Below are 24920 nucleotides of genomic sequence, written 5' to 3' on the forward strand. Positions count from 1 at the left end.
GGGCAGGTTGCGCATGCCGAGCGAAGCCATTTCGACCACGAGCGGTCCGGTCACGGGCGTCAAGCAGAACGGCATGCGCGTCTTTAGGGGCCTGCCCTATGCGACCGCGCGGCGCTTCGGAAAGCCCCTACCGCCGCTTGCGTGGACGGAGCCGCTGAGCTGCACGGATTACGGCGCCTATGCGCCGCAGCCCGGTCATCTCGATCATGCGCTTGAACAGTCCTGCCTCAGCCTGAACATCTGGGCGCCGGCGGCGGATCGTCCGCTGCCGGTGCTGTTCTTCGTCCATGGTGGCGCCTTCGTCACCGGCGGCGGAGCCGATTACGACGGTGCCTTCCTCGCCACGCACGGCCCGGCCGTCATCGTCACCATCAACTACCGGCTCGGCCCGCTCGGCTTCCTGCAACTGCATCGCCATGGTTTTGGAGAGGCGAGCAACCTCGCGCTCCAGGACACGCTCGCCGCGCTCGATTGGGTGCGTGCCAATATCGCGAATTTCGGCGGCGATCCCAATGCGATCACGCTCTCCGGCCAGTCGGCCGGCGCCTCCATGGTGATCGCGCTGGCGACGCTGCCGCAGGCCAGGGGCAAGTTCATCCGCGCCCTCGCGCTCAGCGCGCCCGGGCGCAATATCATGAGCGCCGATCGCGCCGACGATATCGCGCGCCGTGTGCTCGCCGAGCTCGAGCTGACGCGCGATCCGGCTGCGATCGCGTCCGTGGCATTGCCGAAACTGTTTGCCGCGGTGGAGCACGTCGGCCGCAGGCTCGCGGAGGAGACGGATCAGGGCACATTGTTCGGGCCGGTGCTGGACGGCATGGTGATCCCGCGCGAGCCGCGCGATGTCTTCGCCGACGGGACGTTGCGCGACATTCCGCTCTGGCTCGGCTCCTGCCGCGACGAGATGGTGATGTTCCTGAAGAGCACGCCGCCGGCTGCGATGATCCGCACCACCGAGCGGCAGCTGCGCACTTCATTCGGCGATGCCGGCTGGGAACGCTTGTTGTCGTGTTATCGCACCACCGCGCGTCCCGACGAGGATCCTTACGAGGCGCTGCTGTCGGATGCGTTCTGGCATCGCCCGATGGCCGATCTTGCCCGGGTGCATGCCGAAGCAGGCGGCGCGGTATGGCTGAGCCGGTTCGATCATCGTCCGTCGCTGGAGCCGTTCCTCTCGCAAGGCCCGACCCACGGCGCCGACAATGCCTGTCTCTGGGCGCACCTGCCTGATTTCGTCGATCGCCCGATCCTGAAGCGCAAGGGTGGTCCGATGACGTCAGGCGACGTGGAGGTCGCGGCACGCTTCCAGGCCGACGTGCTCCGCTTCGTTGTGACCGGTATACCTGACGCGGCGGAGATCTGGCCGCGCTTCACGCATGGCAACGAGCCGCTCGCGCTGTTCGATCAGCCGTTCCGCGTCGTCTCACTCGAGGACAGCGCGCGGTCGCTGCTGTGGACGGAGCTGCTGGCGCAATCCGGCACGCACCGTGATCAGCCGATCGCGAAATCGGCCGCCGTCTCGGCGTGAATGGCCGTGGTGTCGAACGTCTCGACCGAGGTGTCCTCGGGGCCGACCAGCATCGTGATCTCGGTGCAGCCGAGGATGATGCAATCCGCGCCGGCGGCGACGAGCGCGGCCATCGCCTCCTGATAGCGGCGGCGTGACGGCTCGGTGACGATGCCGAGGCACAGCTCGTCGTAAATGATGCGGTTGACGTCGGCGCGCGCCTCAGCGGGAGGAACCAGCACGTCGAGATCGTGCGCGCGCAGCCGGTCGATGTAAAAATCCTCCTCCATCGTGAACTTCGTGCCGAGCAGCCCGACGCGGCGATATCCCTTTGCCCGAATGCACTGCGCCGTCGCATCGCCGATATGGATGAAGGGAACGCCGACGCCGGAGATGATGTCGGGCGCGAGCTTGTGCATCGTGTTCGTACACAGCACGATGGCCCGCGCGCCGGCGCCTTCGAGACGCCGTGCCACCTCGGTCAGGCTGGCTGCCGCCTCGCTCCAGCGGCCGCCATATTGCATCTGCTTGATCTCCTCGAAATCGTAGGAATAGAGCAGCAGCGGCGCCGAATGCAGCTTGCCCATGCGGTCGCGGACCCGCTCATTGATGAGCTTGTAGTACAGCGCCGTGCTTTCCCAGCTCATGCCCCCGATCAGGCCGATAGTCTGCATTACCTTGTCCTCGACGTCAGGTTTGTCCGGACCGTAGACGAAAACAGCGACGCCCGGTAGCCGCCGCTTGATTGCGGCCGCCTGGGTGTGTCAATGTTCCGCCAGCGCCGATTTGACACTCAGCTTGCGGGCGCTTCTACAAATGCAGCTAAAGAGATCGCCATCCTCTGCATCGTCCCGCATTGCGTGAAGTCGTCGGCCATCTCGAACGGAGAGGGCCCATGAAGTTTGCTGCGATCGCCGATGTGCACGGGAATCGTCCGGCGCTTGAAGCCGTGCTTGCCGATATCGCCGCGCTCGGCATCGACGAGGTCGTGAACCTCGGCGACCATGTCAGCGGACCGCTCGAGGCGGCCGCAACGGCAGACCTTCTCATCGCGCGCGGCTTTCCGTCGGTGCAGGGGGATCAGGACCGCATTCTGGTCGAGCTCTGGCAGGCGGGCGGCTCGGCGCGCAGTGATTTCCGGCAGCTCGAGCACAGGCATTTCGACTGGCTGGCAAGCATGCCGGCGACGCTGACCTACAAGGACCGGGTGTTCCTGTGCCATGCCTCGCCGACCGACGATGCCGCGTTCTGGCTCGACACCATCACGGCGGAGGGCAGCGTGCGTGCCAGCCCGATCGGGGCGGTCGAGGCCGAGGCCGCCGGGGTCAACGCCGAGATTATCCTGTGCGGGCACACGCATATTCCACGGGTCGCTCGCCTGCGAGACGGGCGATTGGTGGTCAACCCCGGCAGCGTCGGATTGCCCGGCTATGACGGCAAGCTGCCCGTTCCCTACGTGGTCGAGGTCGGCACACCGCACGCGTGCTATGCGATCATCGAGCACGCCGCGGCAGGTTGGTCCGCGACGATCCGCTACGTGCCCTACGATCCCACGGCCATGGCGGCACTGGCGCGCAGCAAGGGCATGAAGATCTGGGCGAACGCGATTGCGACGGGGTGGGTCTCGTAGCCCGGATGAGCGGAGCGACATCCGGGGCCTTCGCGTCTGCCGCACGGGTCCCGGGTATCGCTTCGCTCACACGGGCTACGCGATCGTGCCTGTGTCGCCCCGCTGTCAATCCATACGCGCGAAAATATTCCGCTTTACCGAAATTCGGTTTCGGCGTATGTGTGAGCCCATCCTGATCCGGCGAAAGGGGCGGTCGTACGTCGTTTCGAACCGCGGATCGGGGAGCGGTGGACGCAGGCAGCGTCGTGCACGAGAGGCGGGAGCAGGGCGGGATCAACCCCGTGAGATCCCGGCCGCGTGCGGACGAGCGGCGCTGAAGCGTACGGCAAAATCGCGTGGTCCTGGCTGTCGTTGCTACAGCCAAGCCTTGCGGAGGTGCGCCGCGCCCAACCGGGCAAAGCGCGCCGCCAATCTGCGAGGACGAGGGAGGCCAAAGGAAAGTTCGGCTCCCGGGAGAGCGCGCCATACGCCGTCAAACATCGCGCAGGGAAGGCCGGACGTTTCCGGCTTCACCTGTCATCCGTTGTGCATTTGCGTGTGCATTTCATCGCACGACGGACAAGCGGGTGCCAGCCGGCGCCCGGCCTTCCCTGCGCCCTTTCTGTTGAGGGCGTGAAGAGGACAGCAAAACTCGGGCGAAACAGGCCGCGAGAAGGCGAAGGCATGTCTGCATGTCACACCCACGGGACCGTGCCTGCGACACACACAACTGTCATCGCCCGGCTCGACCGGGCGATCCAGTACGCCGAGACGGCTGTTGTTGAATCGAGAAACTGCGGCGTACTGGATTCCCCGCATTCGCGGGGAATGACAGGGGAAGTTGGAGAAGCAAGCTGCCGCCTCATACTCCGTCATTGCGAGGAGCGAAGCGACGAAGCAATCCAGAATCTTTCCGCGGAGGGATTCTGGATTGCTTCGTCGCAAGGGCTCCTCGCAATGACGTGGAGAGAGCAAGCGCCGCACACAATTCTCGGTGCCCGGACGCAGCGCAGCGCGCACGGCGATGCGGAGCATCGTCGGGGGTGGTGCGCTATAGAGCCGGCCCATCTCGCCGCGTGCGTGTTGTCTCTGGATCCCGGCTCTGCGCCGCAACGCCAAGAGGCGCTGCGCCGCGTCCGGGACACGCGGCCCTCCCTCTGGACTCTGTCTGTATTCAGGTTAGTATGCAGCTCGATTTCAACTTCAAACCCGGAAAATCACCCCCGTGCGCGCGCTCTTCGTCGATGCGAACGACACCCTGGCGGAAGTGACCGACAGGCTGCTGCGATCCCAGCCGCTTCCCGTCAGCATCAATCGCAATCCCTCCATCAAGCCCGACGATTTGCCCGGCCTGCTCGAGGGCATCGAGATCATGATCGTCGACCACACCGCGGTGCCGACGGCAATTGCCGCGAAATGCGCCGCGCTCAAGCACGTCGTCTTCCTCGGCACCGGCGCGCGCAGCTATATGAATCCGGAAGAGCTGGCCGAGCGCGGCATCGCGGTTCACACCATCAAGGGCTATGGCGACACCGCGGTCGCCGAATGTGCGATCGCCCTGATGTGGGCGTCCGCCAAGAACTTTGGCGAGATGGACCGCGGCATGCGCGAGGGCAATTGGCTGCGCCGCGACGCGCTGCAGCTCACCGGCAAGACGCTTGGCCTCGTCGGCTTCGGCGGCATCGCGGCGGAAGCGGCGCGCATGGCGGCTGGCTGCGGCATGAAGGTGATCGCCTGGAACAGGACGCCGAAGACGCATCCCGGCGTCGAGTTCGTGCCGCTGGAGCGATTACTCGCGGAGAGCCACGTCGTCTCGCTGCATCTGCTGCTCAACGACGACACCAAGGGTTTTCTGTCGCGCGAGCGCATCGCGCAGATGCGCCCCGGCAGCATCCTGATCAACACCGCGCGCGGTGCCCTCGTCGACGAGGACGCGATGCTCGACGCCTTGCGCTCGGGCCACCTCGCCCATGCCGGGCTCGACGTTTTCACCGTCGAGCCGCTGCCGCCGGGCCATCCGCTGACGAAACTGCCGAACGTGACGCTGTCGGCGCATTCGGCGTTTCGCACGCCCGAAGCGAGCGACAATTTGATCGGGGCCGCGCTCGATCATTGCCGCCGCATCATCGCGAGCGGGCGGTAGTGCAAAGGGCAGGGGCGGGCATGATCCCTGCGCAGGGTGCGAAAAGCCTTTCGATCTTGCGCGTCCTGTCCGCCTGCCTTACCCCAGCTTCGAACAGATTTTTCGCGAGGTGGTGAGGCGCATTGCCCGAACCTGATCGCCCGAGCCTTGAAGGAGCCGACATGACCATCCGCAACAGCCGCACCGGCGGCCAGATCCTGATCGATCAGCTGGTCGCGCAAGGCGTCGACCGCGTCACCTGCGTGCCGGGCGAGAGCTATCTCGCCGCGCTCGATGCGCTGCATGACAGCCCCATCGACGTCGTGATCTGCCGTGCCGAGGGCGGCGCCGCCATGATGGCGGAGGCCTATGGTAAGCTCACCGGACGGCCGGGCGTCTGCTTCGTCACCCGCGGCCCTGGCGCGACCAATGCCAGCCATGGCGTTCACATCGCGATGCAGGATTCGACGCCGATGATCCTGTTCGTCGGCCAGGTCGACACCGGCATGCGCGAGCGCGAGGCGTTCCAGGAGCTCGACTACAAGGCGGTGTTCGGCACCATGGCGAAATGGGCCGTCGAGATCGATCGCCCCGATCGCATCCCGGAGCTGGTGGCGCGCGCTTTCCGCGTCGCGATGCAGGGCCGTCCCGGTCCCGTCGTGATCGCGCTGCCGGAGAACATGCTGACCGAGACCGCCGCAATTGCCGACGCCATGCGCATCGAGCCGGCGGTGAGCTGGCCCGCGCCGACTGACATCGAGCGCGTCGGTGCCATGCTCGCGAGCGCCAAGGCGCCGCTCGTCATTCTCGGCGGCTCGCGCTGGACCGATGAAGCCACCAAAAGCATCGCGCACTTTGCCGAACGTTTCGACCTGCCAGTCGCGACCTCGTTCCGCCGGGCCTCGCTGATCGACGCCGACCATTCGCACTATGCCGGCGATCTCGGCATCGGGCCGAGCCCGGGCCTGAAGGCGCGCATCGACAACGCCGACGTGGTTCTCCTCGTCGGTGGCCGCATGTCGGAGATGCCGTCCTCGTCCTATACGCTGCTCGACATTCCCAACCCGAAGCAGAAGCTGATCCACGTGCATCCCGGCTCCGAAGAGCTCGGCCGCGTCTATCAGCCCGAGCTCGCGATCCAGGCAACCCCTGCCGCGTTCGCCGCGGCGGTCGAGGCGCTGAAGCCGTCAGGCGCGGTCGCCTGGAAGGGCGAGGCTGCCAAGGCGCACGCCGATTATCTCGCCTGGACCGACAAGGCGCGCGAGCTGCCGGGCACGTTTCAGTACGGCCAGGTCATGACCTGGCTGCGTGACCGGCTGCCGAAGGACGCCATCGTCTGCAACGGCGCGGGCAATTATGCCGGCTGGATTCATCGCCATCACCGCTTCCACAGCTTTGCCTCCCAGCTCGCGCCGACCTCGGGCTCGATGGGTTATGGCGTGCCGGCGGGCGTGCTGGCAAAGCGGCAATATCCGGATCGCACCGTCGTCGCCTTTGCCGGTGACGGTTGCTTCCTGATGAACGGTCAGGAATTCGCGACCGCCGTGCAGTACGACGCAGCGCTGGTCGTGATCGTGGTCGACAATTCGCAATACGGCACCATTCGCATGCACCAGGAGCGCGACTATCCCGGCCGCGTCGTCGGCACCCAGCTCAAGAATCCTGATTTCGCGATGTACGCGAAGGCGTTCGGCGGCCATGGCGAACGCGTCGAGCGCACCGAAGAGTTCGCGCCTGCGTTCGAGCGCGCGCTCGCCTCGGGCAAGCCGTCGATCCTCCATTGCATCATCGATCCCCGGGCGATCTCGGTCGGCAAGGATTTCACGCCTGCGGTGAAGGCTTAAAGCGATGACGGCGGGTCGCCACGTTGCGATCATCGGCGCCGGCGCGGTCGGCGTCATCAGCGCCATCGAGGCGCTGCGCGGGGGCCATCGCGTCACCCTGATCGATCCCGGTGAACCCGGCGGCGAGCAGGCGGCAAGCTATGGCAATGCCGGCTGGCTGTCGTCGCATTCGGTGATCCCGCCGGCCGAGCCGGGCATCTGGAAGAAGGTGCCTGGTTATCTCCTGGATCCGCTCGGCCCGCTCGCGATCCGCTGGTCCTACCTGCCGAAGGCGCTGCCCTGGCTGATCAGATATCTGCTTTCCGGCTGGACCCCCGCGCGCGTCGAGACGACCGCGTTTGCGCTGCGCGATCTGCTCAAGGACGCGCCGCTGCTGCACCGGAAGCTCGCGGAAGAAGCTGGCGTCCCCGAGCTGATCGAGCGCAACGGCGTGATGCATGTGTTTCCGTCGCGCGGCAATTTCGACAACGATCTCGGCTGGCGCCTGCGCAAGAAGGTCGGCGTCGAATGGCTGGAGCTCAACGCCGACGAGATGCGTCAGCGCGAGCCTGAGCTGCATCCGCGCTACACCTTTGGTGTCGTGGTGGAGGAGGCCGGGCGTTGCCGCGATCCCGGCGCTTATGTCGCGGCGCTCGCCAATCATGCGATTGCAGGTGGCGTCGAGCACGTGCGCGCCAAGGCGACCGGCTTGAGGCTCAACGGCAACAAGCTCGTGGCTGTCGTCACCGAGAGCGGCGAGATCGCTTGCGATGCCGCCGTCGTCGCAGCCGGCGCCCGCTCAAGACAGCTCGCGGCATCGGTCGGCGATGCCCTGCCGCTGGAGACCGAGCGCGGCTATCACGTCATGATCGAGAATCCGGAATCCGGGCCGCGCAGCTCAATGATGGCATCTGATGCCAAGATGGTGGTGAACTGGACCGACAAGGGCCTGCGCGCCGCCGGCACGGTCGAGATTGCCGGCCTCGAGGCGGCGCCGAACTGGAAGCGCGCCGAGATCCTGCGGGATCACCTCTTCAGCATGTTCCCGAAACTGCCGAAGGACATTCCGGCCTCGCGCATCAAGACCTGGTTCGGCCATCGGCCGAGCATGCCGGATGGACGTCCCTGCATCGGCCATGCCCGCGCCTCGCGCGATATCGTCTATGCTTTCGGCCACGGCCATATCGGCCTGGTCGGCTCGGCCCGTACCGGCCGGCTCGTCGCGCAGTTGTTGAGCGGCAAGCAGCCGGAAATTCCGCTCGCTCCGTTTTCGCCCGAACGTTTCCTCTGAGGTCGCGGCATGACTCCTGCAGCCAACGCATCTTCCCGCATCGCCCGTGGCGGCAAGGCCATCTATGGCGCGCCGCTCGGCATTTTAATGCTGGAAGCGCGCTTCCCCCGCATTCCCGGCGACATGGGCAACGGCACGACCTGGCCGTTTCCGGTGCTGTATCGCGTGGTGAGCGGCGCTTCGCCGGAGAAGGTGGTGCTGAAGGGCGCTGCCGGCCTGCTGCCTGACTTCATCGATGCGGCGAAGGACCTGGTGCGGCTCGGGGCCGAGGCCATCACCACCAATTGCGGCTTCCTCTCGCTGTTTCAGAAGGAGATCGCGGCCGCGGTCGGCGTTCCCGTCGCGACCTCCTCGCTGATGCAGGTGCCGTGGGTGCAGGCGACCTTGCCGCCCGGCAAGCGCGTCGGCCTCGTCACGGTGTCGGGCTCGACCCTGACGCCGGCCCATCTCGAAGGTGCCGGCGTGCCGCTCGACACGCCGCTGGTCGGCACCGAGAACGGCAAGGAGTTCTTTCGCGTGCTGATCAAGGCCGAGAAGGACGACATGGACATCGCGCAGGCCGAGCGCGACGTGGTCGAGGCCGGCAAGCAGCTTGTCGCTGAAAACCCCGACGTCGGCGCCATCGTGCTCGAATGCACCAACATGCCGCCCTACGCGGCCGCGCTTCAGGCCGAGGTCGGACTGCCGGTTTATGACATTTATTCGATGATCACCTGGTTTCATGCCGGACTGCGTCCGCGCGTGTTTGCCTGATTCCGATGGTCGCAAAGGCTTGAACAACTTGTGCTGGATGTACCCGGTGCATTGCTATCGCCCGTGGCACCGCTATATTCGCGTCGAGTACAATTGCAGCTGATGAAGAGCAACGTGGAACTGGCTTCCGACAGCATCGTCGATCGCGTCTATGAACAGCTCAAGGCGATGGCCGTGACCTACGCGTTCAAGCCGGGCGAGCGGCTCAACGAGGGTGAACTCGCCAAGCGGCTCGGCGTTAGCCGCACGCCGCTCCGCGAGGCGCTCAACCGCCTCAACACCGAGGGCTTTCTGCGCTTCACGCCGGGCAAGGGCTTCTTCTGCCGGGAGCTCGATGCGCAGGAGATCTTCGATCTCTATGAGCTGCGCAAGTCGATCGAGGTTGCCTCGATCCGTCTCGCCATCAAGCGCGCGCAGGACGAGGACATCGATGCGCTGCTGAAATTCCTCGAAGCGACCGGCCCCGATCCGGGCGAGCGCTCCTCGCTGGAGCAGGTCGAGCTCGACGAGACCTTTCACGAGCGGCTGATGGCGATGTCAGGCAATTCCGAGATGCTGCGCGTGCTGCGCAACGTCAATGCCCGCATCCGCTTCGTGCGCTGGATCGACATGGACCGCGTCAACCGCTCCAACACCCAAGGGGAGCACCGCGCCGTTGTCGAGGGCCTCAAGGCGCGCGACGAGGCGACTTGCGCCTCCGTGCTGGAAAAGCACATCGACCGCCGCCTCGACCGCATCACCGCCGCGATCAAGGAAGGCTACGCACAGATCTACATGCCGGCCGGGGCAAAGTCGGCGGCGAACTGAGGTGCTCTTCTTCCTTCTCCCCTTGTGGGAGAAGGTGGCGCGAAGCGCCGGATGAGGGGTATCTGTCCGCGAATGCACATGAATGTGCCGAGACAGACCCCTCACCCAAGCGAGTTCGTGTCTTCCTGCGGTGATGCCCTCTCCCACAAGGGGAGAGGGCGCAGCATTCTGGAGTGAGACAATGAAGCTATCCGGCAAGGTCGCCGCCATCACCGGCGCGGCGCGCGGCATCGGCAAGGCCTGCGCGAAGAGATTTCTGGACGACGGCGTCAAGGTCGTGATCTCGGACGTCGATGCCGAGGGCCTCGCCGCGACCGCCGCCGAGCTCGGGCGGCCGGATGCCTTGCGCACCGTCGTCGGCAACGTCGCCAAACGCGCGGACGTCGACCAGCTCGTCGCCACCGCCGTGAAGGAGTTCGGCCGGCTCGACATCATGGTCAACAATGCCGGCGTCGCCCGCAACCGGGACATCCTCGAGATCACCGAAGAGGAATTCGACGAGATCATCGGCATCAATTTGAAGGGCGCGTTCTTCGGCGTGCAGGCCGCAGCGAAGCAGATGATCGCGCAAGGCGGCGGCGGGGTCATCGTCAACATGTCCTCGGTGAATGCGTTGCTGGCGATCCCGGCGCTTGCGACCTATGCGATGTCGAAGGGCGGCATGAAGCAGCTCACCTCGGTCGCCGCCGTCGCGCTCGCCCCGCACAATATCCGGGTCGTCGCGGTCGGGCCGGGCACGATCCTGACCGACATGGTGGCGTCGTCGATCTATACTTCCGAAGACGCTCGCAAGACCGTGATGTCTCGTACACCAGCGGGGCGCGGCGGCGAGCCGAGCGAGGTGGCGTCCGTGGTTGCCTTCCTCGCCAGCGACGATGCGTCCTACATCACCGGACAGACGATCTATCCGGACGGCGGGCGGCTGATTTTGAATTACACGGTGCCGGTGAAGGATAAGTAGGGTGCGCTTACCACACGCGCGCTGTCGTCGCCCGCCACACATTCGATGTCATCGCCCGGCTTGACCGGGCGATCCAGTACTCCGAGACAGCGGTGATCGAAGCGATAGGCCGCGGCGTACTGGATGCCCCGCCTGCGCGGGGCATGACAGTCGTTGTGAGGCGGGCTGTGTGCCCCTCACTCCGCCGCGACATTGATCCCATGACCCAGCCGCTTCGAGATGCCTCCCGCACAGTCGCGCAGCGCGTGCGCGATCGGGCTGTCCCAGCGCGCATCGAACGTGCCTTCGGGCCCCATCGCGGTGATGACCAGCGCGACATGGCCGGAATGATCGAACACCGGCGCGGAGAAGGCGTTGACGCCGGGCAGGGGATCCCCGAGCGCGCGGGCGAGGCCGTGCTTGCGCACCTCGGTCAGCATCTCCGCGACCTTGGCTCCCTTCACGGCGCGCTTGGGATTGTAGCCGACGCCATGACGGTCGAGGCCGCTCTCGAGCGCGGCGTTGATCGTCTTCTCCGGCAGGAACGCCGCAAACGCTCGGCCGGTCGCGGTCTCCAGCAGCGCCATCACCGAGCCGACGCGCATGACGATGTGCACGGGCTGGGCCGGCTCCTCGAGCTGGACCACGGTCGGGCCGTGCGTGCCCCAGACGGCGAGAGACACCGCATGTCCGATCTGGCTCGCGAGCGCGGCGATCTTCGGCCTTGCGATGTGCACGCCCGAGAGGCGGCGCAGGCTGATCAGGCCGAGCTCCAGCGCGAGCGCGCCGATCTCGTAGCGGCCGGTGGTCTCGTCCTGCTCGATCAACCCGATACGAGAGAAGCTGGCGAGATAAGGATGCGCCTTCGCCGGCGCCATGCCGGCCTCGCGCGCGAGATCGCGCAGCATCATCGGCTCGCCGCTCCTGGCGAGCGCCCGGAGCAATTCTCCGCCGACCTCGATCGACTGGATGCCGCGACTCTCTCTCTTCATGCGCCTCCTGGCGTGGGCCGGCTTACGCCGCGTCGCGCTTGGCGGCGCTGTCGGCGAGATGACGGCCGGCAATGTAGCCGAAGGTCAGCGCCGGCCCAAGCGTGATGCCGGCGCCGGGATAATTGCCGCCCATGATGCTCGCCATGTCGTTGCCGGCGGCGTAGAGCCCGGGAATCACGTTGCCCTCGGCGTCCAGCGCCCGCGCATTCTCGTCGGTGACGATACCGGCATAGGTGCCGAGATCGCCGACCAACATCTTGATGGCATAGAACGGGCCGTTCTCGATCGGCGCGATGCAGGGATTAGGGCCATGCATGGCATCGCCCTGGTAACGGTTATAGGCCTTCGAGCCCTTGCCGAAGGCGGCGTCGTGGCCGAGCGGCGCGGTGGCATTGAACTGCCTGACCGTCTCGGTGAAGGACTTGGCATCAATGCCGGCCTTCGCCGCCAGCGCGTCCAGCGTATCGCCGCGCATGAGGTAGCCGGTATCGAGGTGATGACCCAGCGGCATCGGGAACGGCGGCACGCAGCCGAGGCCGTATTTGCGCAGCGTCGGGTGGTCGCACACGAGATAGGCCGCGATCTCCTCGCCGGGCTTGGCGGCCTTGACCATGGCCTGGACGAAGTCGTGATAGGAATTGCCTTCATTGGCAAAGCGCTTGCCGTCGCGCATCACCGCGATCACGCCCGGCTTGGCGCGGTCGATGAAGTGCGGCATCACGCCCTTCGAGCCGTCCTTGCGCGTGGTCAGCGACACCGGCACCCAGGCCGCCGCGTTCGGCAGACGGTCCTCGACGTGACCGCCGGCGCTCTCGGCAAGCCGCAGGCCGTCACCGGTGTTGCCGGTCGGACCCGGCGAAAAATGCTCATTGCCGGTCGGCGCATGCGGAAACATTTTTCTGCGCCGCTCGACGTCATGCGGGAAGCCGCCGCAGGCGAGCACGACGCCGCGGCGCGCGCGAACACGCACGTCGCGTCCGTCGCGCGACACGATGGCGCCGGTGACCGCGCCGTTCTCGACCGTCAGCTCGCGCACCGGCGAGGACAGCCACATCGGGACCTTCAAATCCTGCGCGGATTTGGCGAGACGCCCGGCCAGCGCATTGCCGTTGGTCAGTGTCATGCCGCGGCCGTAGCGCAGCACGTCCATCAGGTGCCGCGACAGGCGCTTGGCGACATAGACCGCCGAGGTCAGCGATTTCGTCACCCGCATGAAGTGGATGATCTCCTTGCCGGACCCTAACATCATGCCGAACACGGTGAGCTCGGGCAGTGGCATGCCCAGCGTCTTGATGAGATCGCCGAGCTCGCGGCCATCGAACGGGCGCGTCACCATGGAGCGGCCACCCTGCGCGCCACCCGGCGCCTCCGCGTGATAGTCCGGAAACACCAGCGGCATGTCAAAGCGCAGCGCGGTCCTGGTCGTGAAGAAATCGACCGCCTCGGGACCGGCGCTGAGGAAAGCATCGACACGTGCGGCATCATAATTGTTGCCGGCCTCGTGCCGCAGATAGGTGCGCGCCTGCTCCGGCGTCTCCGCGATGCCGTAGGCCTTCGCCAGCGAGGTGCCGGGAATCCACAGCCAGCCGCCGGAGCGGGCGGTGGTGCCGCCGAAGCGCGGCTCCTTCTCGACGATCAGCACATTCAGGCCGCGAGAAGCCGCGGTGATCGCGGCCGACATGCCGGAGCAACCCGATCCGGCCACGAGCACGTCGCACTCGTAAGTCTCAATTGCGCTATGCTCGTTGCCGGTCATTGGGGCCTCACTTCTTCAGGAGCGGACATTTGGACTCGGAGACCGGGCGGAAGGCGTCCTCGCCCTTCACGGTCTTGACGATGTCCAGATAATCCCAGGGCTCCTTGGACTGCTCGGGCGTTTTCACCTTGGCGAGGTACATGTCGCGGATGACGCGGCCGTCCTCGCGCAGCTTGCCGCCGTGGACGAATGTATCCTCGATCGGCAGCTCGCGCATCTTGGCCATCACCTTGGCCGGATCGTCGGTGCCGGCGGCCTTGATGGCCTTGAGATAATGCAGCACCGAGCCGTAGACGCCGGTCTGGATCATGGTCGGCATCACCTTGGTCCGCTCGTAGAACTTACGCGACCAGGCGCGGGTCGCCTCGTCCATGTTCCAGTAGGAGGCAGTGGTCATGTAGGTGCCTTGCGCGGCCTTGAGGCCGATCGCGTGCACGTCGGTGTCGAACATGAGCAAGCCCACGAGCTTCTGGCCGCCCTGGACGAGTCCGAATTCGCCGGATTGCTTGATGGCGTTGTCGGTGTCCTGGCCGGCATTGGCGAAGGCGACGACGTCGGATTTCGAGCCCTGCGCCTGCAGCGCGAAGGAGGAGAAGTCCGCGGTGTTGGTTGGATGCTTGACGCCGCCGAGCACCTTGCCGCCCATCTCGTTGATGAAGCGGGTCGCGTCCTTCTCGAGCTGCTGGCCGAAGGCGTAGTCGGCCGTGATGAAATACCAGGACTTGCCGCCTTCCTTGATCACGGCGGAGGCCGTCACCTTCGACAGCGCGTAGGTGTCGTAGGTGAAGTGCACGGTGTTCGGGCTGCACAGCTCGTCGGTCAGCGAGCTCGCGCCTGGGCCCGAGAGCAGGGCGATCTTGTTGCGCTCGCGCACCATGTTGTGCACGGCGATGGCGATGCCGGAATTGGGAATGTCGACGACGGCGTCGACCTTGCCGTTGTCGAACCAGCCGCGCACGATCTGCACGCCGACGTCGGTCTTCATCTGGTGGTCGGCGCTGATGATCTCGATCGGCTTGCCGAGCACGGTCGGGCCGAACTCCTCCACCGCCATTTTGGCTGCCTCGACCGAGCCCGGTCCCGAATTGTCGCGACCCCAACTCGACAGGTCCGTCAACACGCCGATCCGCACCGCATCGTCGGAGACTTGCGCGGTTGCGGCAGTGGTCATGGCTGTCGAAGTCATGGCCGCGAGCATGGCGCAGGCCAGAAGCCCTCTCATGATTGTTCCCTCTGTTTTATTGGCCGCATGGCGCGGCTGGCTGGTTCGGAGGTAAATTAGATATTGGCGAATGATTTTGTCAATGGCGAATAGCGCCTGCCGAAGGGGCGTGGCGGCCGCGCCGGCGCTGCGGGGATATGGGCGCAACCGCCGCCACGCTCGTCATTGCGAGCGCAGCGAAGCAATCCAGAGGCTTTCCGCGGAAGCAGTCTGGATTGCTTCGTCGCAAGTGCTCCTCGCAATGACGGGTGTGGCGAGCAGCGACACCCAACACTCCTGTGTCCCGGACGCGCTGCAGCGCTCTTGCGCTGCTGCGCAGAGCCGGGACCCATGCCGCCGAGCCCGTTTCGACGCCGCATGGGCCCCGGCTCTGCGGCGCATCACCATAGTGCGTCGAAGACGCGCGTAACCGCGCTTTAGGTGCTGCGCAGCGTCCGGGGCACGAGACGCATCATGCTCCCACAGGTTGCAAGCCCTCCTGCGATTGGCCATGATGTGCTCTGGAATCTGCGGGGCAGGGCAATGACAGCAGCAGCAGGGGTCTCCGCGTCCGCGGAGAAATCGACGACGGCGCATGTAGTGTGGGCGAGCGCGCTTGGCACTGCGATCGAATGGTACGATTTCCTGATTTACGGCACGGCGGCGGCGCTGGTCTTCAACAAGCTGTTCTTCCCGAGCTTCGATCCATTCGTCGGCACACTGGTCGCGTTCTCGACCTATGCGGTCGGCTTCGTGGCGCGGCCGATCGGCGGCGCGATCATCGGCCATTACGGCGACCGGCTTGGCCGCAAGACCATGCTGGTCGCGACCATGATCGCGATGGGGCTCGGCACCTTCCTGATCGGCTGCCTGCCGACCTATAGCCAGATCGGCGTCTGGGCGCCGATCCTGCTCATAGCCTTGCGCTTCGTTCAGGGCATCGGCCTCGGCGGCGAATGGAGCGGCGCGGTCGTCATGGTGGTCGAGCATGCCGGCAATCGCCGCGGCTTCTACGGCAGCCTGGTGCAGATCGGCTTTCCCGTCGGCGTTGCCGCCTCGACCGGCATTTTCGGCTTGATGACGAAGCTGCCCGAGGCCGACTTCCTGAGCTGGGGCTGGCGCGTGCCGTTCCTGATCAGCATCCTGCTTGTCGGTGTCGGCTTCGTCGTGCGGCTCAAGCTTGCTGAGACGCCGCACTTCAAGGAGGTGGTCGAGCGCAAGGAGGTGCTGGCCCAACCGGTCTGGGAAGTGCTTCGCCGCGACTGGCGCAGCTTCCTGCTGGCGATCGGCATCACGGTGTCGGAGGTCGGCCTTGCCTATCTGCTGACCGTCTTCACAGTCGTCTACGCCACGACGAAACTCGGCCTGCCGCGACAGGTGATCCTGGACGCCGTGGTCTACGCCGCCCTCGTCGAGTTCGCGACGCTGCCGCTCGCCGGCTGGCTGTCCGACATTTTCGGCCGCAAGGCGCTGTATCTCGCCGGCGGCGTATTCTCGGTGGCGCTGGCGTTTCCGCTGTTCTGGTTCCTCGACACCAGGGAGCCGGCGCTGATCACGCTGGCGCTCGTCGTCACGATGACGCTGACGCATGCCCTGCTGTTCGGGCCGAAGGCCGCGTTCATGCCGGAGCTGTTCCGCACCCAGGTCCGCTACAGCGGCGCCTCGCTCGGCGCCAATGTCGCGGCGGCATTGAGCGGCGGCTTCTCACCGCTGATCGCCGCTGCGCTGCTGGCATGGGCCGGTTCCTCCTGGGCCGTGTCGGTCTACATCATCGCGCTCTCGATCATCACGATCATCGCAACGCTGCTGGCGCCGGAGACGGCGCGGGACGCGCTGCGATCCTGAAGTCTGGCGATCGCGCTGGAGGGGCGACCGCGTCGCGAGACGCTGCGGACCGGTATTGGCCCCGTGCCCGTTTGGCTCTAAGAACGCCATGAGGAAACAACTCCCCAAGCCAGGGAACGAAACCATGACGAAGACCTCTCGACGCGACGTCCTCACTGCCGCTGCCGCGATGACCGCGGCGGGCCTCACCGATGCGACGCCGGCCGCAGCGCAGGCCGGACCGAAGCCGATCTTTGCGGTGCCGATGGTGACGATCCCGATCGTCGGCGAGAAAGAGGTGTTCCAGGTCCGCCGCATCTACTGCATCGGCCGCAACTACGCGGCGCACGCGATCGAGCGCGGCTCCGATCCGAACCGCGAGCCGCCGTTCTTCTTCCAGAAGCCGACGGACGCGATCCAGAACGTCGCGATCGGCGAGGTCGCCGATCACGCCTATCCGTCGCTGACCAAGAACTATCACCACGAGGTCGAGCTGGTCGCCGCGCTGAAATCCGGCGGTACCAACATTCCCGCCGACAAGGCGCTCGACCATGTCTATGGCTACGCGCTCGGCCTCGACATGACCCGGCGCGATCTTCAGAACGGCATGGCCGCGGAGAAGAAACCCTGGGAGATCGGCAAGAGCTTCGACCACGCCGCGGTGATCGGTCCGATTCATCCGGCCAGCAAGACCGGCCATTTCGAGAAGGGCGCGATCTCGCTCGCCATCAACGGAACGATCAAGCAGAACTCGGATCTCAGCAAGATGATCTGGAGCGTGGCCGAGCAGATCGCAAAGTTATCGGAAGCGTTCGAGCTCAAGGCCGGCGACATCATCTATTCCGGAACGCCGGAGAATGTCGGTCCCGTCGTGAAGGGCGACGTGCTGCTGTGCAAGCTCGAGGGCTTGCCGGATATGTCGATCAAGATCGTCTGAGGCGGGAGCTTCCTTTCCCTCGCCCCGTAGGAACTGGGCGAGGGAATAGACCACCCGCAATCGGGCGAATTTTCAATTCTGGAGGCGTGACATGTTGCGGCTCAGCTTGATCTTCGCATTGGGGTTGATCGGTCTCATGACCGCTGTCCCTGATGCGAAAGCCGAAGGCGCCGCAGACGTCGCCCCAACGGGGACACTGCGCGTGGCGGTGGCCGTCGGCCCCGCTGCCTCGGCGTTCTGGACCACGCGCGATGCTTCGACCGGCAAGCCGCGCGGCGTCACCGTCGAGCTGGCAAAAGTTGCGGCGGACAAGCTGCATATGCCGTTGCAGCTCGTCGAATACCAAAGCTCCGACGAGATTGCGGCCGCCGGCAGCAAGGACGTCTGGGATCTCTCCTTCATGCCGGCGGACGTCAAGCGCGAGCAGTTCGTCGACCAGGGGCCCGCTTACGTCGCTTATATGAGCGGGTACCTCGTGCGCGCCGGTTCGGACATCCGCTCGGCCGCGGATGTCGATCGCGCCGGCATGCGGGTCGGTTGCATCGAGGGGACGTCGACGTCGCGTACGGTCGAAAAGTCGCTGAAGCAGGCAAAGCTGACGAAGTTCGTGAAGCCGGAGCAGGCCGCCGAGCTGATCGGCAAGGGCGAGCTCGATGCGCTCGCGATGGGCATGGGCGCGCTCGAAGACCTGTCGCGGAAGCTGCCGGGAACGAAGGTGCTGGACGAGGTGATCCAGTCGACCGGCGTGGTCGTGGTGGTGCCGAAAGGCAAGGCCGCAGCGAAGGTCTGGGCCACGCATTTCCTCGATGACGCCAAGGCGGACGGCACGGTGCGACGCGCGCTGGATGGCAATGGTTTCACCGGCGACAAGGTCGCGCCGTAGCTTCGCGTCAGGCCGCCGTCTTGGGTCGCAGCCGGTCGACCGCCCGCGCGATCAGTGCGGCAACGTCCGCCACCTTCGGGCCGATGCGGAACTCCGGTCCGGCGACGACGACCGAGAGACGGCGATCGCCGATCGGCAGCGGGATCGCGGCGCCGGCGAGATCGCGGCTGTAATCCGCAAAACTCTGGCAGTAGCCGCGCGCGATCGAATTGCGCAGCTCGGTCTCCACGGCGTCGATACTGATCGGTGTCGACGGGCCGTATTGCTTGAATTCGATCTTGCGGTAGACGGAATCGCGCTCTTCCGGAGAATATTGCAGCAGCAGCGCGCGGCCGCTTGCGGTGGCGTGGATCGGCACGCGGTGGCCAATGGTCGCGAAATAGCGGATCGCGGCCGCGGATTCGACCACGTCGATGAAGACAGCCATGACGCCGGCCGGCGCTACGATGGACGCGGTCTCGCCGGTCTCGGCGGAGAGATCGGCGATCAACTGATGCGTCCACTGCGGCAGAGGCTCGACCTCAGAGATCATCCGCGCCATGGCAAGCCAGCGCGGCGTCGGATAGAAGCCGGCGCGCGGGCGAGGTTCGTAGAGATAGCCCTTCTCCGACAGCGTCGCGAGCAGGTTGAAGGTCGACGAGCGCGGCCAGCCGAAATGATCGGCGATCTCCGCAAGCGTCGCCGGCTTCCTCGCTTGCGCGAAGAATTCCATGATCTCCAGCACGTTGGCGGCTTGGCGAACGATCATCGCGGGCTTTGCGTCCTGCTTCCTTAGGGTTGGCCGAGGATCTTCTTCGCGGCGCGAAGATGCGGCTTGTCGATCATCTGGCCGTCGAGGCGCAGCGTGCCGGAATTCGGGTTGCTCGCGAACGCCGCGATCACCTTCTCGGCCCACGTGCGCTCGGCGTCGGTCGGTGCGAACGCCGCATTGACGACATCGACATGCTTGGGATGAATCAGCGCCTTGGCCGAAAATCCGTCGCGCCGCGCCGCGCGCGTTTCCTGCTCGAGGCCGGCGAGATTGTCGATGTCGGTATAGACGGTGTCGATCGGTGCGACCTCGGCTGCGGCCGCCGCCATGAGGCAGAGATCGCGCGCGAGGCGATAGGGGCTGTGGAACACGCCGCTAGATGCCTTCTCGGTGGCGCCGAGCGAGGCCGAGAGGTCTTCCGCGCCCCACATCAATCCGGCGAGGCGAGGGGAGCAGCCCTTGTAGCTGCCGAGGCCAAAGATCGAGCTCGCGGTTTCCGTCGCCACGCAGACGATGCGGGTGGTGCCGACCGCGATGCCGGCCGCAGTTTCGAGCGCTTCGAGCCAGGTCGCGACTTGGCGCACGTCGTCGCCGCCTTGCGATTTCGGCAGCACGATGCCGTCGGGCCTGCCCGGCAGCACGGCGGCGAGATCGGCCAGGGTCATGCCGGTGTCGAGCGCGTTGACGCGGACATAGAGCTGGTGCGGGCCGGGGCGGCCCTTCAGCATCGCAAGCGTCAGGGTGCGCGCCTCCGGTTTCTTGTCGGTGACGACGGAATCCTCGAGATCGATGATCAGCGCGTCGGCCTTGCCTTCGCTCGCCTTCTCGAATTTGCGCGGGGAATCGCCCGGCACGAACAGCATCGAACGCATCAGACCGGCCTCTTGTGCATCATCGCCATGCGGCGGCATTTTCCGACGATCTCGTCGTTCTGGTTCAGAGCGTGGTGCTCGAACTCGACGATGCCCGCTTTCGGGCGCGATTTGGATTCCCTCAACGAAAGCACCTTCGTCGTCGCCCGCAAGGTGTCGCCATGGAAGACCGGCTTTGGAAAGGTGACGTCGGTCATGCCGAGATTGGCGACGGTGGTGCCCATGGTCGTATCATAGACCGTCATGCCGATCATGATGCCGAGGGTGTAAAGGCTGTTGAAAATGCGCTGGCCGAACTCGGTCTTTTCGGAGAAATGCGCGTCGATATGCAGCGGCTGCGGATTGAGCGTCAGCAGGCTGAACATGGTGTTGTCCATCTCCGTGACGGTGCGGGTCAGCGGATGCCTGAACTCCTGGCCCACGGAAAAGTCTTCGAAATAAAGTCCGGCCATTGCGGTTTCCTCCCTGTATGTCCTGCGATTATGGCCAGCGCTGCGGCTTAAGGCGGCGCGGCCAGGTGAACTGCTTTTTGTTCGGCGAGCTGCTCGATCTCCTCGGTCGAGAAGCCGGCCTCGCGCAAAATGTCGCGGCCATGCTGGCCAAGCGTGGGTGCAGGGCCTGCCGGTTCCGGCTGGGTCTCGCTCCAGGTCGAGGGCACGCGCATCTGGCGGATGCGGCCTTCCACGGGGTGATCGACCGTCCTGAAGAAACCGACCGCATCGAGATGGGGATCGTCCAAAATTGTCTCCAGCGTGTGCATCGGCATCACCGGAATGTCGGCGCGCTCCAGCAGTTCGCGCCATTCCGCGGTGGTGCGCGTTGTGAAGATCTGGCCGATCTCCGCATAGATCTCGTCGATATGCCTGGTGCGCGCCGCGTGGTTGGCGAAGCGCGGCTGCTGCAGGAACTCCGGCTGCCCGATCGCCTCGAAGAAGCTGCGCCAGTGCTTGTCGTTGTAGATGAGGACGCAGAGATAGCCGTCGCTGGTCTTGTAGGGCTTTCGGTAGCGCGACAGCAGGCGGGGATAGCCGCCATGGTCGAGCGGCGGGTCATAGGTCAGGCCGCCCAGATGATCGACCAGGACGAACTCGGTCATCGATTCGAACATCGGCACGTCGATGCGCTGGCCGACGCCCGTGCGCTGCTGGTGCATCAGTCCGCCCATGATGGCGTTGACCATCATCAGCCCGACGATGCGATCGGCGATGGTGACGGGGACGTAGCGCGGCGTGCCATCGCCGGCTGCGGCGAGCAGTGTCGGAATCGTCGCCGCGCCCTGGATCAGATCGTCATAGGCGGGCTTGGCCGCGTAGGGCCCGGACTGGCCGTAGCCGAACGCGCCGACATAGACGAGGGCAGGATTGATCGCGCGGAGCGTCTCGTAATCGAGGCCGAGCCGCGCCATGGCCTGCGGGCGCACATTATAGACCAGCGCGTTGGCGCGCTTCGCCAGCCGCAGCAGGGCGTCGCGGCCCTTGGGCTTCTTGAGGTCGAGCACGATGCTGCGCTTGCCGCGATTGGCATTGAGGAACATGCCGCCCATGCCGGGCGTGCGGCCGGGGCCGATCTGCCGGACGATGTCACCCTCGGGGCTTTCGACCTTGATGATCTCGGCGCCCATGTCGGCCAGCACCTGCGTGCCGTAAGGGCCCATCAGCACCGAGGTCAGGTCGAGAATGGTGAAGCCGGCGAGCGGTCCCATGGGGCCTCGTGGGATAAATTCATATACGTGGAATTAGAGTTCATAAAACGGAGGTGTCAATTCGCGGTTCGGGGTCCCGAGCGCATAGCTCCATGCATAGTTCATATACTTGACAAATAAATTCACGTATATGTACATTTTCCTCAAGCAAGAAGTGGAGCGAGGCCGTAGGTGCCGCAGCGATCGGCTGCCGCCTTCGGCGTGGGGACGCGTCAAGGAGAATGAAATGAAGAAGAACCTGGTCCGGATTGTCGCCGCGCTCGCGCTGTCTTTGCCGGTCTCGACATGGTCGGCGCAGGCGCTGGAGCTGAAGGTCGCCGACAGCTTCCCCGCCGGTCACTACCTCGTCCGCCTGATGCTCAAGCCCTGGATGGACGACGTCACCAAGCGCACCAACGGCGCGGTGACCTTCACCTATTATCCGAACCAGCAGATCGGCAAAGCCGCGGACATGCTGCGGCTGACCCAGTCCGGCGTGGTCGACATCGGCTACATCGGGCCGTCCTACGTGTCCGACAAGATGCCGCTGTCGGAAGTCGCGCAATTGCCGGGCGCGTTCGCGACCAGTTGCCAGGGCACGCTCGCCTACTGGAAGAGCGCGCGCGAAGGCATTCTGGCCAAGCAGGAATACGCGCCGAACAAGATCAAGCTGCTGATGGCCGTCGTGCTGCCGCCCTACCAGGTGTGGACCGTCAAGTCGAAGGTGGAAGCCACCAAGGACATGCAGGGCCTGAAGCTGCGCACCACCGGCGGCGCGCAGGATTTGACGCTGCGTGCGCTCAACGCCGTACCGGTGCGCATGGCTGCGCCCGATGCCTATGAGTCGCTGTCGCGCGGCACCATGGACGGGCTGCTTTTCCCGCTCGACAGCGTCGTGTCCTATGGTCTCGACAAGCTGGTCAAGCACGCTACCGAAGGCGTCAGCTTCGGCAGCTTCATCGTTGCTTACTCCATCAACCAGTCAGTCTGGGACAAGCTGCCCGACGACGTAAAGAAGGCGATGAACGAGGCTTCCGAGGCGATCACGCCGCAGGCCTGCGCCGGCGTCGAAAAGGAAGGCGAAACCACCAAGAAGCAGATGCAGGACGAAGGCATCAGCTTCGATCCGCTGCCGGAAGCGACGCGTGCCGAGATGAAGGACAAGCTCAAGGGCGTCGGCAAGGAATGGGCGAGCGGGCTAGACAGCCGCGGCAAGCAGGCCTCCGCCGCGTTGAAGGAGTTCGAAGACCTGCTCGCTGCCGGCGGCGCCAAGTAGTTCGACCGGATTCGGCATAGGAGGGGGCCAGAGGTGATCAGGCGAGCAACGGATCTACTCGGCGTGCTGGAGCGCGCACTTACGGTGATCGCGGCGATCTGCCTCTTCGCGATCATGACGCTTGTCGTGGTCGACGTCTTCATGCGCTACGTCCTGAATAGCCCCCTTTCCTTCACCTATGACCTGATCGGTCTCTATCTGCTCGCGGGGGCATTCTTTCTGACACTGTCGGATACGCTACGCGTGCATGCGCATGTCGGTGTCGACGTCCTGGCGTCGCGCTTCCCGCCGGCAGGCCGGCGGCTCTCCGAAATCGTCACCGCCCTCACCGGACTGTTCGTCTTCGTCCTCATCAGCAAGGTCGGGTTCGATCGCGCGCTGGAGAACTATGAACAGCACGATGTGCTCTCCGGCGCCATTCCGTGGCCGACCTGGATCTCCGCGGTGCTCGTGCCGCTCGGCTGCGGCGTGCTCGTGCTGCGGCTGGCGTTGCAGCTCGTGGGCCATGCGGTCAGCCTCGTCTCCGGCAGAGACATCTTCCCACTTCCGTCGGTGACCGACGAAGCCCGCAGCTTCGAATAGGGCGGCACAATGACTGTTTTTCTCGTACTCGGGCTGCTCTTCCTCCTGCTGGCGATCGGTACACCGGTCGGTTTTGCGATGGGGTTTTCAGGTTCGGTCGGCCTCCTGATGGTCGGTGGCACCAGCACGCTGTTCGGCATCCTACAGACGGCGCCGCTCTCTACGGTATCGTCCTACGAACTGATCACCATCCCGATGTTCCTGCTCATGGCAGAGCTGGTCCTGCTGTCGGGCGTCGCCGACGACATGTTCGAGACGGCGTCTGCCTGGATCGGCCGAATTCCCGGCGGGCTCGGCATGGCGACGGCGCTGGCCGGCGCCGGTTTCGGCGCGATCTGCGGGACTTCGACGGCATCCGCGGCGACGCTGTCGGCAACGAGCCTCCCCGCGATGATCAAGCAGGGCTATGAGCCGAAAATGGCGGCCGGCGTCGTCGCCATTTCGGGAACGCTCGCCATGCTGATTCCACCCAGCGTGGCGCTGGTGATTTTCGGTCTGCTCGCGGAAGTCAACATTGGGCAACTTCTGATCGGCGGCATCATTCCCGCGATCCTCGTGACCGCGACGATCATGGCGACGATCTACTTCCTGGTCTGGCAGGATCCTTCGCGCGCCCCGCGCGTGGAGCCGGTACCGTGGCGGAAACGATTTGCATTGTTGTGGCAAGTCAGTCCGATGGTGCTGCTGTTCGCGCTCGTCACCGGCACGATCTATCTCGGCGTGGCGACACCGACCGAGGCTTCTGCGCTCGGTGCCGCGGGAGCGCTGGGCCTGGCCATTGCCAGGCGCAGGGTGACACCGGGATCGCTCTACAAGGCCCTGCTCAGCGCATCCCACGGCACCTGCATGATCGTGACGATCCTCGTCGGCGCCTCGATCTTCGGCTATTTCTTCACGCTCACCCATGTGACGCAGGACCTCGTCGCCTGGATCGGCTCGCTGCAGACCTCGCGCTGGGTGATCATCACGCTGATCCTGTTCGGCTATATCGTGCTGGGCTCCTTCATGGACCAGATCGCGATCCTGGTCCTGACCGTGCCGATCGTGCTGCCGCTGATCAAGACGCTCGGCTTCGATCCGATCTGGTTCGGCGTCATCAAGATCGTCACCGCCGAGGTCGGCATGATCACGCCGCCGGTGGGCCTCAACTGTTTCATCGTCGCCCGCTATGCCAAGCGGCCGGTGGCCGAGGTGTTCCACGGCACCTTCCCGCACTTCATCGCGCACCTGATCGCCATCGCGATTTTGGTGGCGTTTCCGTCTATCATCCTCTGGCTGCCCTCGCAGATGGGGCGCTAGGAACAACGAGCCTC

Annotated in this window: 21 protein-coding genes and 1 pseudogene; 14 read left to right on the forward strand and 8 right to left on the reverse strand. The window is 65.3% G+C overall.

All coding sequences use genetic code 11. From position 1 onward, the window contains the following. Positions 1–13: 13 nt before the first annotated feature. Complete coding sequence (locus QRQ56_RS28125) at positions 14–1528, forward strand: carboxylesterase/lipase family protein (protein ID WP_438744434.1); 1515 nt, start codon at positions 14–16, stop codon at positions 1526–1528. On the opposite strand, the gene QRQ56_RS28130 is transcribed toward QRQ56_RS28125, so the two are convergent. After that, the gene (locus QRQ56_RS28130) at positions 1492–2181 is read right to left on the reverse strand and encodes an aspartate/glutamate racemase family protein (RefSeq protein WP_438744435.1); all 690 of its coding nucleotides are present in this window, start codon (positions 2179–2181) and stop codon (positions 1492–1494) included. The two genes, QRQ56_RS28125 and QRQ56_RS28130, sit on opposite strands and share 37 nt — an antisense overlap. A 221-nt stretch (positions 2182–2402) precedes the next feature. On the opposite strand from QRQ56_RS28130, the gene QRQ56_RS28135 reads away from it, so the two are divergent. From QRQ56_RS28135 to QRQ56_RS28165, 7 genes are all read left to right on the forward strand, one after another. Continuing rightward, positions 2403–3137, forward strand: a complete 735-nt coding sequence (locus QRQ56_RS28135; protein ID WP_438744436.1) for a metallophosphoesterase family protein — start codon at positions 2403–2405, stop codon at positions 3135–3137. A 1204-nt stretch (positions 3138–4341) separates the two neighbouring features. Beyond that, a complete protein-coding gene (locus QRQ56_RS28140; RefSeq protein ID WP_438744437.1) occupies positions 4342–5259 on the forward strand; it encodes an NAD(P)-dependent oxidoreductase in 918 nt (305 codons plus the stop codon). Between the two features lie 161 nt (positions 5260–5420). After that, positions 5421–7082, forward strand: a complete 1662-nt coding sequence (locus QRQ56_RS28145; RefSeq protein ID WP_438744438.1) for a thiamine pyrophosphate-binding protein — start codon at positions 5421–5423, stop codon at positions 7080–7082. A 4-nt stretch (positions 7083–7086) separates the two neighbouring features. Further along, positions 7087–8352, forward strand: coding sequence for an NAD(P)/FAD-dependent oxidoreductase (locus QRQ56_RS28150; protein ID WP_438744439.1), 1266 nt, complete (start codon positions 7087–7089; stop codon positions 8350–8352). 9 nt (positions 8353–8361) lie between these two features. Then, entirely contained in the window at positions 8362–9105 is a 744-nt protein-coding gene (locus QRQ56_RS28155) for an aspartate/glutamate racemase family protein (RefSeq protein ID WP_438744440.1), read from the forward strand. Between the two features lie 114 nt (positions 9106–9219). After that, complete coding sequence (locus QRQ56_RS28160) at positions 9220–9912, forward strand: GntR family transcriptional regulator (RefSeq protein WP_438744441.1); 693 nt, start codon at positions 9220–9222, stop codon at positions 9910–9912. A gap of 181 nt (positions 9913–10093) precedes the next feature. Next, on the forward strand, positions 10094–10873 hold the full coding sequence (locus QRQ56_RS28165) for an SDR family NAD(P)-dependent oxidoreductase (protein ID WP_438744442.1): 780 nt from the start codon (positions 10094–10096) through the stop codon (positions 10871–10873). A gap of 176 nt (positions 10874–11049) precedes the next feature. Here QRQ56_RS28165 and QRQ56_RS28170 read toward each other — a convergent pair whose 3' ends face one another. Genes QRQ56_RS28170 through QRQ56_RS28180 form a run of 3 tightly spaced genes read right to left on the reverse strand, consistent with a single transcriptional unit; the run spans position 11050 to position 14822 of the window. Then, positions 11050–11844, reverse strand: coding sequence for an IclR family transcriptional regulator (locus QRQ56_RS28170; protein ID WP_438744443.1), 795 nt, complete (start codon positions 11842–11844; stop codon positions 11050–11052). A gap of 22 nt (positions 11845–11866) precedes the next feature. Beyond that, positions 11867–13600 (reverse strand): FAD-dependent oxidoreductase, encoded by a 1734-nt coding sequence (locus QRQ56_RS28175; protein WP_438744444.1) that lies wholly within the window; start codon positions 13598–13600, stop codon positions 11867–11869. A gap of 7 nt (positions 13601–13607) precedes the next feature. Next, positions 13608–14822 (reverse strand): ABC transporter substrate-binding protein, encoded by a 1215-nt coding sequence (locus tag QRQ56_RS28180; RefSeq protein ID WP_438744445.1) that lies wholly within the window; start codon positions 14820–14822, stop codon positions 13608–13610. Between the two features lie 522 nt (positions 14823–15344). On the opposite strand from QRQ56_RS28180, the gene QRQ56_RS28185 reads away from it, so the two are divergent. From QRQ56_RS28185 to QRQ56_RS28195, 3 genes are all read left to right on the forward strand, one after another. Beyond that, positions 15345–16646 carry an MFS transporter gene (locus QRQ56_RS28185; RefSeq protein ID WP_438744446.1) on the forward strand — a complete coding sequence of 434 codons (1302 nt, stop codon included), beginning with the start codon at positions 15345–15347 and terminating at the stop codon, positions 16644–16646. A gap of 124 nt (positions 16647–16770) precedes the next feature. Further along, the gene (locus tag QRQ56_RS28190; protein WP_438744447.1) at positions 16771–17562 is read left to right on the forward strand and encodes a fumarylacetoacetate hydrolase family protein; all 792 of its coding nucleotides are present in this window, start codon (positions 16771–16773) and stop codon (positions 17560–17562) included. Between the two features lie 91 nt (positions 17563–17653). Continuing rightward, complete coding sequence (locus QRQ56_RS28195) at positions 17654–18445, forward strand: transporter substrate-binding domain-containing protein (protein WP_438744448.1); 792 nt, start codon at positions 17654–17656, stop codon at positions 18443–18445. Positions 18446–18452: 7 nt separating this feature from the next. Here QRQ56_RS28195 and QRQ56_RS28200 read toward each other — a convergent pair whose 3' ends face one another. From QRQ56_RS28200 to QRQ56_RS28215, 4 genes and pseudogenes are all read right to left on the reverse strand, one after another. Then, complete coding sequence (locus QRQ56_RS28200; RefSeq protein ID WP_438744449.1) at positions 18453–19193, reverse strand: IclR family transcriptional regulator; 741 nt, start codon at positions 19191–19193, stop codon at positions 18453–18455. 23 nt (positions 19194–19216) lie between these two features. Further along, positions 19217–20068, reverse strand: coding sequence for an HpcH/HpaI aldolase/citrate lyase family protein (locus tag QRQ56_RS28205; RefSeq protein WP_438744450.1), 852 nt, complete (start codon positions 20066–20068; stop codon positions 19217–19219). Then, a pseudogene (locus QRQ56_RS28210) lies at positions 20068–20535 on the reverse strand (MaoC family dehydratase); the annotation flags it as partial. The gene QRQ56_RS28205 and the pseudogene QRQ56_RS28210, both read right to left, overlap by 1 nt. A gap of 32 nt (positions 20536–20567) precedes the next feature. Beyond that, positions 20568–21770, reverse strand: coding sequence for a CaiB/BaiF CoA transferase family protein (locus tag QRQ56_RS28215; RefSeq protein ID WP_438744451.1), 1203 nt, complete (start codon positions 21768–21770; stop codon positions 20568–20570). Between the two features lie 226 nt (positions 21771–21996). On the opposite strand from QRQ56_RS28215, the gene QRQ56_RS28220 reads away from it, so the two are divergent. Genes QRQ56_RS28220 through QRQ56_RS28230 form a run of 3 tightly spaced genes read left to right on the forward strand, consistent with a single transcriptional unit; the run spans position 21997 to position 24906 of the window. Next, positions 21997–23025, forward strand: coding sequence for a TRAP transporter substrate-binding protein (locus QRQ56_RS28220; RefSeq protein WP_063201605.1), 1029 nt, complete (start codon positions 21997–21999; stop codon positions 23023–23025). A gap of 33 nt (positions 23026–23058) precedes the next feature. Then, positions 23059–23607, forward strand: coding sequence for a TRAP transporter small permease (locus QRQ56_RS28225; RefSeq protein ID WP_438744452.1), 549 nt, complete (start codon positions 23059–23061; stop codon positions 23605–23607). A gap of 9 nt (positions 23608–23616) precedes the next feature. Next, on the forward strand, positions 23617–24906 hold the full coding sequence (locus QRQ56_RS28230) for a TRAP transporter large permease (protein WP_438744453.1): 1290 nt from the start codon (positions 23617–23619) through the stop codon (positions 24904–24906). Positions 24907–24920 lie beyond the last annotated feature (14 nt).

Origin of the sequence: Bradyrhizobium sp. U531 (genome assembly GCF_051710265.1) — a bacterium.
In the GTDB taxonomy this organism is placed as follows: Bacteria; Pseudomonadota; Alphaproteobacteria; order Rhizobiales; family Xanthobacteraceae; genus Bradyrhizobium.